The organism is Pseudoalteromonas sp. ESRF-bin5, from assembly GCF_002632075.1.
Lineage (GTDB): Bacteria > Pseudomonadota > Gammaproteobacteria > Enterobacterales > Alteromonadaceae > Pseudoalteromonas > Pseudoalteromonas marina.
This window is the reverse complement of record NZ_NTLW01000088.1, coordinates 1-9,750: the sequence shown is the minus strand read 5'-3', so window position 1 is coordinate 9,750 and position 9,750 is coordinate 1. Positions and strand designations below refer to the sequence as shown.

The 9,750-nt window shown below is 38.6% G+C and carries 11 protein-coding genes and 1 pseudogene; 8 read left to right on the top strand and 4 right to left on the bottom strand.

All coding sequences use genetic code 11. The features are described 5' to 3' along the window. The coding region (locus BCG07_RS04395) for an IS3 family transposase (RefSeq protein WP_286888884.1) at positions 1 to 226 on the top strand (226 nt) is incomplete at its 5' end. A 150-nt stretch (positions 227 to 376) separates the two neighbouring features. Next, the gene (locus BCG07_RS04390; protein WP_010557628.1) at positions 377 to 1,033 is read left to right on the top strand and encodes a nitroreductase family protein; all 657 of its coding nucleotides are present in this window, start codon (positions 377 to 379) and stop codon (positions 1,031 to 1,033) included. A gap of 48 nt (positions 1,034 to 1,081) precedes the next feature. On the opposite strand, the gene BCG07_RS04385 is transcribed toward BCG07_RS04390, so the two are convergent. From BCG07_RS04385 to uvrD, 3 genes are all read right to left on the bottom strand, one after another. Continuing rightward, a complete protein-coding gene (locus tag BCG07_RS04385) occupies positions 1,082 to 1,927 on the bottom strand; it encodes a chemotaxis protein (protein ID WP_286888882.1) in 846 nt (281 codons plus the stop codon). A gap of 100 nt (positions 1,928 to 2,027) precedes the next feature. After that, positions 2,028 to 4,100: a tRNA(Met) cytidine acetyltransferase TmcA domain-containing protein gene (locus tag BCG07_RS04380; RefSeq protein WP_286888880.1), complete on the bottom strand. Its 2,073-nt coding sequence runs from the start codon at positions 4,098 to 4,100 to the stop codon at positions 2,028 to 2,030. Further along, positions 4,078 to 6,243 (bottom strand): DNA helicase II, encoded by a 2,166-nt coding sequence (gene uvrD, locus BCG07_RS04375; protein ID WP_006791383.1) that lies wholly within the window; start codon positions 6,241 to 6,243, stop codon positions 4,078 to 4,080. The genes BCG07_RS04380 and uvrD overlap by 23 nt, the downstream gene beginning before the upstream one ends. A 312-nt stretch (positions 6,244 to 6,555) precedes the next feature. Between uvrD and BCG07_RS04370 the strand changes: the two genes are divergently transcribed. The 5 genes from BCG07_RS04370 to dcd all read left to right on the top strand — a co-directional run bounded on the left by BCG07_RS04370 (position 6,556) and on the right by dcd (position 8,912). Further along, on the top strand, positions 6,556 to 6,780 hold the full coding sequence (locus tag BCG07_RS04370; RefSeq protein WP_006791382.1) for a hypothetical protein: 225 nt from the start codon (positions 6,556 to 6,558) through the stop codon (positions 6,778 to 6,780). A gap of 115 nt (positions 6,781 to 6,895) precedes the next feature. Then, positions 6,896 to 7,264 carry a YacL family protein gene (locus BCG07_RS04365; RefSeq protein ID WP_243532011.1) on the top strand — a complete coding sequence of 123 codons (369 nt, stop codon included), beginning with the start codon at positions 6,896 to 6,898 and terminating at the stop codon, positions 7,262 to 7,264. A 97-nt stretch (positions 7,265 to 7,361) separates the two neighbouring features. After that, positions 7,362 to 7,817 carry a dUTP diphosphatase gene (gene dut / locus BCG07_RS04360; RefSeq protein WP_243532009.1) on the top strand — a complete coding sequence of 152 codons (456 nt, stop codon included), beginning with the start codon at positions 7,362 to 7,364 and terminating at the stop codon, positions 7,815 to 7,817. Positions 7,818 to 7,837: 20 nt separating this feature from the next. Beyond that, complete coding sequence (locus BCG07_RS04355) at positions 7,838 to 8,389, top strand: dCTP deaminase domain-containing protein (protein ID WP_243532007.1); 552 nt, start codon at positions 7,838 to 7,840, stop codon at positions 8,387 to 8,389. A gap of 4 nt (positions 8,390 to 8,393) precedes the next feature. Beyond that, complete coding sequence (gene dcd, locus BCG07_RS04350) at positions 8,394 to 8,912, top strand: dCTP deaminase (RefSeq protein WP_243532005.1); 519 nt, start codon at positions 8,394 to 8,396, stop codon at positions 8,910 to 8,912. A gap of 38 nt (positions 8,913 to 8,950) precedes the next feature. Here the strand turns inward: dcd and yrfG are convergent, their stop codons facing one another. Then, complete coding sequence (gene yrfG, locus BCG07_RS04345) at positions 8,951 to 9,598, bottom strand: GMP/IMP nucleotidase (protein ID WP_286888877.1); 648 nt, start codon at positions 9,596 to 9,598, stop codon at positions 8,951 to 8,953. A 62-nt stretch (positions 9,599 to 9,660) separates the two neighbouring features. Between yrfG and BCG07_RS04340 the strand changes: the two are divergent. After that, positions 9,661 to 9,750 (top strand): annotated as a pseudogene (locus tag BCG07_RS04340) (ADP compounds hydrolase NudE); the annotation flags it as partial.

Genomic DNA, 9,750 nt, shown 5'->3' with positions numbered 1-9,750 from the left:
CTCTTATGACAATGCATTGGCTGAAACAATAAATGGATTATTTAAAACAGAGATTATTCGCAGAAATGGCCCGTGGAAGAATGTTGATGCTGTTGAATACGCAACGTTAGAGTGGGTCAATTGGTTTAATAATCAACGCTTATTATCTTCAATTGGGTATATTTCACCAGCTCAATATGAAACAGACTACTATGATAATTTAAACGAGTCAGGTAAAGTGGCCTGACTTAAACAAACTGGTCTCCGATGAACTCGGGGCGATTCAATCAATATTTTCTATATAGTCTTTTAACTGTATTCACTATTATCAAAATGATCCTTTCCAATTAAACTAACTTCATAAAATATTTACTTAGTATAAGTTTTGGAGAAAAACATGGCTCATCAAATTATCAAAGATTTACACAATCGTTATACCGCTAAGCAATATGATTCATCAAAACGTATTTCTGATGAAGATATTGAAGTAATTAAAGAGGCTATTCGCTTGTCAGCTTCTTCAATTAACTCGCAACCTTGGAAGTTTATTTTGGTTGAAAGTGAAGAAGGTAAACAACGCTTACACGATACATTTGCTAACAAACACCAGTTTAATCAGCATCATGCTAAAGAAGCATCGCATACATTATTACTTGCTTATGATCCTAAGTTTACGAAAGAAAAATTTTCTAAGCGTGTTGATGTAGAAGTCAGCTCTGGTCATTTACCAGCTGATATGCGCGATAACTTTATGGGTGCATATGCGTTCGCTGAAATGAACACAGATGAGAAAGGTTACAACGGTAGTTGGACTAAAGCGCAGGTTTATTTAGCACTTGGTAATGTGCTGCATACATTAGCGCGATTGAACATAGCGTCGACTCCAATGGAAGGCGTTGACCCGGAGCTAATTAGTGAGAAGTTTAATGCTGAACTTGACGGTCATATTTGTGAAGTTGCACTAGCAATGGGTTACCCTAATACCGACGAAGACTGGAACCATGGTTTGCCAAAGGCGCGTTTAGCGGTAGAAGATATTATAACAACCGTATAGCATAAAAAACTTTATTAAAAAGCCGAGTCTATCTCGGCTTTTTTGTGTCTAAAATAAGCCATACGCTTCCGTATTTTCAGTTTCTACCTGTAGTTCAGTCGGCTTAAATATGGAACTCGGATCGATAAGCACACTATGATTTTCTGCCATTTTTATTAAGCCTCGCATCATACCTTTAGTTTGTGGATCTATATCAAAGCCTATATCAGTTAGCTTATCTAATGGTTTTATATCTTCTTTTTTATAATCTAGGCTGTCTTCTACTTTATCGACCAGCAACCCCACATGAGGGTTTATACCGTCTTTCGTTGTGAATACAATAATTGGTTTGTAATCCAAAGTTATTTGCTCTTGTGCTGATTCAAACAGTCTTTCTAACTGAGCAAGACTGCTACGTTTTATCTTACTAAGTAAATAGCTTACCTGTTTATGTTCACCTTGCCTGTGAGCAGTTACGGCTTGTCTAGCTTGTTCTAGTAATAATTCAAAAGGCTCATTAAAGCGTGACATAGTAAGCTTTAAATCAGGGTTGTCTGTATTGAACTCCTGGAAAAAAACAATAAAGTCTTGAAGCTCAGTTTCATTAATAACTAATTTTTCTGATTGATTTAAGAGGTTTGTTTCGAGTGTATTAAACCATTTGGTTTGTTTGTCTTGCCAGGATCTTAGCTGTTTTAAAATATGTTTGTTGCTTTGCTCTGTTGATATATTATTTAAGATAATCCCTAAATCGAAAACTGGCGTAGGGATATCCATATAATCTTTAACACCAATAAAGCTTTTGTTGTTGTTTGGTAGTGTTGTGAGATTATTATCAAAGCGCTCGGTTAATAAGATATCAAGTATTTTCAGTGAAATTGTTTTGCAGCCCACTTTAAAGTTTATTAATTCCATGCCTTTATCTTAATTTACCCATTAATGTATTAAGAATAGAACAAATCTACCAAATAGCTTAAGTAACTGTGGTAATTAATCATTGTATTAAGGGGGTGAGTTATTTGATGGCTTTAGCTAGTTTTAACACTGCTTGTTTAAAGCATGTTTCAAGCTCTTTTTTGCCTTGTATATTTAATTGCTCAATGACGTTTGTATCGCTTTCATTTTGCAAAATTAAGCTAATTAATAGTTGCTTATCACTTTGCGTTAAACAATTAACAACAGAGGGTGCCAGAGTTACAACTTGCCAAATAGTAGCTGTAATACTAAATCGAGAAAAGTGATTATTAAGTTGTCGTATTAAACGTTTTTTGATGTCTGAACTGATAGGTCTATCTGTAAACGAGGAAATAAGTACATTTACAAGCTGCCAATCAAGGTGTTTAAAGTGTGTGAGTAAAGCATAAAATATATCGGTTTGAAATTCAGCTTTTAATAGTTTCAGTGTACCCGTATTGTTGTTTAAACATTTCACAACGAGTGCTGAATGCTCGCCAGTGCTTTTATCTTTTTGATAACCCAGCTTTATAGTGCTAAACCCTTGGCTTTGCCAAAATTTTAATAGCTCAGCCGTAGCGCCAAAACTAGCACCAAACCAATGGCACTCATTACTTACTCTTGATTCGCAAAAACTCAGTAGGGCTTTACCTACTCCTTGACTGTGAAGATTAGGCGCAACAGCAATTCTTACTACTCGAGCAGAGAGTTGGGTAAGGCACTGGGGATCACTGCTTAGCTGTGAGAGAGTTTGTGCCATTAGGTGCCCTTGTGGGCGGCGTTCACCTTTAAGCACCTGCTCAGTTAGCTCGAGGGGTAACCCGCCTTCTATTGTAACTAAACACACCCCCACTAGGTGATTATGTGTTTGGGTTATGAACAATCGTTGTGAGGGTGCATCAAGTAGTTGGCGTAAATCGTTAACGCTACTTTGGTAATGTGCTAAGGCAAGTAATGCAATAACCTGCTCAAGTAACAGCTCGTCATTTGTGAGTTGTTGCTGAGTAATTTCACTGTGGACTAGGTTATTTAAGCCATTGCTTTGTATTTCTTCGTACTGTGCTTCGAGTGCGAGCAAAGTGCGTATATGGCGCTCTAGCGGGTCGGCTTTTGCAAACCTTAACGGTTCATCAAGTGTGATAATATTAGCGGCTTTATACTTTGCTTTAATGTACTGACTAAATCTAATTGTATAGCCTCTACCATTACCCTCATAACCTACTAAAGTACTTGCAAATACAATGCGCGGATACTGTTTTAGCATTTTTAATAACAGAGGAACTGGAATAGCAGCCGCCTCGTCAACAAGTAATAAATCACACTCTGGCAACGAGTCTAATAATGAATCTGGAGCAATATACTGCAAATTAGCAAGTTGCTTACTTTTACCATCGAAGGGTATGTTTAACTCATTACTTAAATGTTTAAAGCTGCTATGAGTGGCTTTAAATTGTGTACTGCAAAGTAGTATTTTTTTATCGATAAGCTTGGCGGCAGCAAGTCCAAGCGCTGCTGATTTACCACGACCTCTGTCGGCATTAATGAGTAAAGGGCGATTAGCGCGACCATGAGCCACTTTAATTATATTTTCTACACAATGCTGTTGCGGTTCAAAATCTATTTTATTGGTAGAGCTTTCTCTGCTGATATTACCTTTACAGCCATGTAATTCACTAAAGTGATAAGCGGGTAACGATTGCACAACGCGGGCAATGCGTTCATTAAAAAAGCTATAGCTTACTTTATGCCCGTGAGACTGCACTGTGCTTAGCGCAGGATCTGGCCAAGTTGAGAGCGCGCTTAGCTCTGGTAGCAGTAAATATAAAATACCGCCTGCTTTTACCGTACCTGCAATAGCTGCTAATTTATCAGGGTGCAAGCCACTAAAGCCATCATATACGGCGTGTGAATATTCTTGCCCTAAAATTTGATGAGTACGATTAGGCCACTGCGCGTTATTTAATGTGGTATTTTTAGAAACGACGAGTGTGTTTTCAGTTTGAAGTAATTCACCTAACAGCTCGTAGCACCAGGCAGTGCTGCCAGTAATAAGCACCAGTTGGCGATGATGAGCGCCAACCAGTGTTTTTTCTAATGTGTTTATGTGAGCTTTATACAGCTTGTAATCGTGCATAAGCCGTTACTAACCATTTGCTGCCTAAGTCATCAAAGTTTACCTGTACACGCGACTGTGCACCACTACCTTCATAGTTAAGTACCGTGCCAATACCAAACTTAGCATGCAGTACACGTTGACCTAAGTTAAAACCGCTGTCTTCAAAGGCGGCATGGCTTACTGATGCACTAAAGCGACCTGCTGCCGGTGGTCGCGAAACTTGCGTTTTGATACGAATTTCTTCAACGCAGTCTTCAGGGATTTCGCGTAAAAAACGTGAAGGGCTATGGTACTTCTCTTGTCCATAAAGGCGGCGGCTTTCGGCGTGGCTAATGTATAATTTATCCATAGCGCGAGTCATACCTACGTAACAAAGGCGGCGTTCTTCTTCTAAGCGGCCAGACTCCTCATTACTTTGCTGCGAAGGGAACATGCCTTCTTCAACGCCCACCATAAACACAAGCGGGAACTCTAAGCCTTTAGCTGAGTGAAGCGTCATCATTTGTACCGCGTCTTCGTGCTCGTCGGCTTGGCCTTCACCAGATTCAAGCGAGGTATAGGCTAAAAAGCCTTGTAGTGGTGAGCTAAACTCTTCTTCTTCAGGGAGTTCGTATTGATCACACGCGCTTATAAGCTCTTCTAAGTTTTCTACGCGGGCACGGCCTTTTTCGCCTTTTTCAGCTTGGTACATAGCCATAAGGCCAGAGGTTTGAATTGTGTATTTAGCTTGTTCTTGTAGGGTGAGATCGCTAATTTTGTCTTCAATGTGCTCAACAAGTTCTACAAATTTTGTTACAGCGCCAGCTGCTCGGCCTGATAAGTGCTGTTGTTCAACAATAGCTTTAGCTGCGTACCAAAGCGGAAGTGACTCAGCACGAGCGCAATCACGTATATGACTTAATGTTTTATCGCCAATACCGCGAGCAGGAGTATTAATTACACGCTCAAATGCGGCATCGTCTTGGCGATTACCTACTAAGCGTAAGTACGATAGCGCATCTTTAATTTCTTGACGCTCGAAGAATCGCATACCACCGTAAATGCGATATTTTAAGCCTTCTTGCAGCATGGCTTCCTCGAGTACACGAGATTGCGCGTTACTACGGTATAAAATAGCGGCGTCTTGCAACGCGTTACCAGCATTTAACCAACTACGTAATTTGCTACTCACAAAGCGGGCTTCGTCTAGCTCGTTAAAGGCGGCATAAATTGATATAGGCTCGCCTTCGTTACCATCGGTCCATAAGCTTTTTCCCATACGCTCGGAATTATTTTTTATAAGCGCATTAGATGCTTTAAGAATAGTTGCGGTTGAACGGTAGTTTTGTTCAAGGCGAATAGTTTCAGCATCAAAGTCAGTTAAAAAACGTTTTATGTTTTCTATTTTAGCGCCGCGCCAGCCGTAAATACTTTGGTCGTCGTCGCCAACAATCATTATGCTGCTTGTGTCGCCGGCAAGTAACTTTAACCATGCGTACTGAATGGTATTAGTATCTTGAAACTCGTCTACTAGCATGTGGGCAAAGCGCTGTTGGTAGTGGCGAAGTAACGTCGGGTTATTTTTTAATACTTCATAGCTGCGTAGCAGTATTTCAGCAAAATCGACCAAACCAGCCCTGTCACACGCTTCCTGGTAGGCGGCATATACACGCAGCATCATTTGCTCGTTTATATCATAAGCTTGAATATCTTTAGGGCGAAGTGCTTCGTCTTTTTTAGCGCTTATGTACCAACCAAACTGTTTTGCAGGCCACTTTTTATCATCAATATTCATTGATTTTAATAAGCGCTTGATCATACGAAGTTGGTCATCAGAATCTAAAATTTGAAAGGCTTCTGGTAAGTTAGCTTCACGGTGATGAGCGCGTAAAATACGGTGTGATAAGCCATGGAAAGTACCAATCCACATCCCGCCAACCGGTGCTTTTAAGGTTTCTTCAACGCGGGTACGCATTTCTTTAGCTGCTTTATTGGTAAAAGTTACCGCAAAAATACTATAAGCTGATGCTTGTTCAACTTGCATAAGCCACGCGATACGATGAACTAACACTCGTGTTTTACCAGACCCAGCACCGGCCAACACCAGCATGTTTTGTAATGGGGCTGCAACGGCATCGCGTTGTTTGTCATTTAAGCCGTCGAGTAATTCTGAAACGTCCATCGTTACGCCTTTTTAATCAATATTGAGGGCAGTATAACAGGTGTTTTTGTTAGGCTAAATAAAATACTGTTTTTATGAACAGCTATTATAAAAATAACCTCTAAAACCAATCAGCTGGATAGTTTTTGGCGTGGATAAGTGACTAAAATTAATAATAAAAATAATCAAATTGACCTATATTTAGTAAAAAATACCAAAGTAATTAGTGAGTCGTAATTTAACTAACTGATTTTTAAGCTTTAATAAATTGGCATAAAGTGTGATAGTAAGTAGATAACTAAAATTTAAAATTAATTAACTACAGAGGTGAGTATGGCTGATCAAGGGTCTGGCGGTAATGTGATTGCTGCATTGTGTAATATATTTTTTCCTGGTTTAGGACAACTAGTACAAGGGCGTATTTTAGCGGCTATATTTTTTGCGCTAGCTATTGTTATAAGTTACGCACTTATTTACGTACTCGTTGGTTTTGTATTAGTCCCTATTATTTATTTATGGTCGATAATAGATGCGGCACGATACCGCTCGCGAAGTTAGGTATTTAAACGTTTTACAAAAATAGCGCCCAATGGCGCTATTTTGTTTTTTAGGGTCGGCGTTACAGCTAATTTACGGGTATAATCGCGTTATTAACGTTTAATAAGTAATAGCTATGGAATATCAATTTATACGTGACCCTATTAGTGGTTTACGAATTAAAATAAGCAGCGAACACGCAATAATAGGTCGTTGGTTAAACGAAGAAATTGGCAAAGACAAAGTCGCTATGGTGCAAGCACTTATTGTGTCGGTCAAAACGAGTTTTGAGCCAGTCACTCTAAAAGGGCAAGAAATAGATTTAATTTTATCTAAAGATGAGGCCTTATTTGAGGCTCATGCTCTGCACCAAGACAGCGAAGACTTAATTGCCTATCAAGATGATGATTTAATGCTTGAAGAAAACGACTTAAGCAGTGGTTGTGGTTTTGAAGACTTCATTGATTTAATTGATTCATGGCATGAGTTTACCATCTCACGATAAACATAATGAGCACACTAATAAAAATATACAGCAATGCACTTTCAGCATTTTATCTGTATTATTCTGTTTATAAACTTATTCAAAGTAGAAAGTGAAAATGAGAAATATTGATTTAAAAATTATAGATAAGCGCCTAGGCACTGAATTCCCATTACCAAAATATGCAACAGAAGGTTCTGCTGGTATTGACCTTAGAGCTTGTATTGAAGCCGATCTAGTTTTAGAACCTGGGCAAGTTGAGCTTATACCATCTGGTTTTGCAGTTCATATGAAAGATAATGGCCTTGCCGCTACTATAATCCCTCGCTCAGGGTCTGGTCATAAGCATGGTTTAGTTATGGGTAATTTAGTTGGGCTGATTGACTCAGACTACCAAGGGCAAATATTTATTTCTCTTTGGAATCGTAGTGATAAAACATACACCGTTGAAGTGGGTGAAAGAATAGCTCAGCTTGTATTTTTACCAATAGTGCAAGTAGGTTTTAATGTTGTTAATGAATTTGATGCGACTGAACGTGGTGAAGGTGGTTTTGGTAGTTCAGGCAAAAGCTAACTAAATAATAAGGACTGTTTATGATACTTGCAAAGGACTTGGAAAATAGAAGTATAGATATAACTTCTTTATGCACTGATTCAGCAGAACAAGTCTCTGTCGATCTAAGTGTTGGTGATGTTTATAAGAAGGCAGGAGATACTGAGTGGAGAAATATTACTGGTCATGTAGTAATTTCGCCAAATAGTTGCTTGCTTATACGTACAGAGCAGAGGATAAAAATGCCAAATAATGCGTTTGCTTTTTTATCTTCTAAAGGAAGCCTTGGTGCAAAGGGGATTCTTGTTGCAAATACGAAGGTAGATCCTTTATTCGAAGGAGAATTAAATATACCAGTATTTAACGTAGGCAATAAGAAAGTGTCACTGTTTAAAAAAGATAAATTTTGTTCTCTAACTTTTTTGACAACAGAACATCCAATTGTTGGAAATAGCACAAGAAATGCTGTAAACATTGAGCCAATTGAAACCAGCAAATTTAAAGATTTCTTTAGTAATCATATACCGCATGTAATAACCGGAGCCGTATCTGTTATAACGTCAGTCCTTACAATTTTAATTACGAAGGTTTAATGAAATGATCCTTACACAGGTTGCACTCAAAGATCTAGTTGAAAATAATGCGGTAATCAGACGAAGCCATAATGTTGTGGTTGATACTACATCAATAGGGCTTCATTTAGATAATCAATTCACTAAATATGCACCTTATGATGGAGAAGCTTTTACTCCTCCAAGGAGGATGGAAACGACAACAACTACATTAGGTGAAGGGCAAGATATTATTCTTCCTCCTAATGGGAAATTACTAGCGTGTACTCAAGAAGAAGTTGCATTACCTACTGACAAATTTGGATTAGTTCAAACAAAGGGGTCAATTGCTCGAGGATTTTTGTTTGCTCACGTTTGTGATGGTCAAATAGATCCTGGGTATAGGGGAAAAATTACTTTGGAATTGATTAATATGAGTGAATTTTACTATAAATTAGTACCAGGTATGCCTATAGCTTCTTTATTTCTTTTTGAAACGGACACTGATGTATCAAGTTATGCTGGGCGCTATCAAAATTCAATGCACCCAACTGCTATGGCTTAGAAAAACATTATCGAAAAAATAATGTATCCAAAACCGAGTCAAATAATAGTGCGATAGTCGGTAACACTTAGGTAATCGGCTATTTCGTTGTGTGGTTGCTGGCTGTCGGGGTTAGCAACCGCAAGTAAGTGCCCAATGCCGTATTCTTTTGCGGCATTTAATACAGCTACGCTGTCATCAACAAATAAAGTACGTGTTTTGTTAAATCCTAAATCATTTTGTACTTGGTGCCATAAACTTTGCTGCTCTTTACTTACGCCATATTCATGAGTCGACACTACACCATCTAAATAATTATCGATTGCGGTGTGTTCAAATTTCATCATGACGTTTTCTGGGTGTGCGTTGGTAAGCAATATAAGCTCTTTTCCTGCTTTTTTTAGCTCCGTTAAAAAATAGGGCACGTCGTCACGAACTTTTATAAGGTGCTGTGTTTCTCGCTTTAAATCCATAATTGGTAATTTAAGCTGATCTTCCCAATAATCTAAGCAATACCACTCAATTTGGCCGCTTACAGCTTGGTAGCGTTTAAAAATATCTTCTTTTGCTTCGCTCAGGCTTATATTTTTCGCTAAGGCGTGTTGCTGTGGAAGAACAGTTAACCAAAAATGGCTGTCATAATGTAAATCGAGGAGTGTTCCGTCCATATCAAGTAAAACGGTATCGATTTTTGACCAATTTAGCATGGGCTTTTCCCTGTGAAAAGTTTATGATTAAGCACAACTGCCATGATAGCAAATTAACGCCAATGACACAGAAAAAGCATCCAACACCTCCTCAAATCCTAAGTAATAATGTTGTCGCTAAAAGTCGCCTATTTACTGTGGAATCTTTAGAG

What these genes read in the sequence shown, in the direction of transcription:
- BCG07_RS04390 (WP_010557628.1), top strand. Translation starts at nt 377, where the DNA reads ATGGCTCATCAAATTATCAAAGATTTACACAATCGTTATACCGCTAAG.
- BCG07_RS04385 (WP_286888882.1), bottom strand. Translation starts at nt 1,927, where the DNA reads ATGGAATTAATAAACTTTAAAGTGGGCTGCAAAACAATTTCACTGAAA.
- BCG07_RS04380 (WP_286888880.1), bottom strand. Translation starts at nt 4,100, where the DNA reads ATGCACGATTACAAGCTGTATAAAGCTCACATAAACACATTAGAAAAA.
- uvrD (WP_006791383.1), bottom strand. Translation starts at nt 6,243, where the DNA reads ATGGACGTTTCAGAATTACTCGACGGCTTAAATGACAAACAACGCGAT.
- BCG07_RS04370 (WP_006791382.1), top strand. Translation starts at nt 6,556, where the DNA reads ATGGCTGATCAAGGGTCTGGCGGTAATGTGATTGCTGCATTGTGTAAT.
- BCG07_RS04365 (WP_243532011.1), top strand. Translation starts at nt 6,896, where the DNA reads ATGGAATATCAATTTATACGTGACCCTATTAGTGGTTTACGAATTAAA.
- dut (WP_243532009.1), top strand. Translation starts at nt 7,362, where the DNA reads ATGAGAAATATTGATTTAAAAATTATAGATAAGCGCCTAGGCACTGAA.
- BCG07_RS04355 (WP_243532007.1), top strand. Translation starts at nt 7,838, where the DNA reads ATGATACTTGCAAAGGACTTGGAAAATAGAAGTATAGATATAACTTCT.
- dcd (WP_243532005.1), top strand. Translation starts at nt 8,394, where the DNA reads ATGATCCTTACACAGGTTGCACTCAAAGATCTAGTTGAAAATAATGCG.
- yrfG (WP_286888877.1), bottom strand. Translation starts at nt 9,598, where the DNA reads ATGCTAAATTGGTCAAAAATCGATACCGTTTTACTTGATATGGACGGA.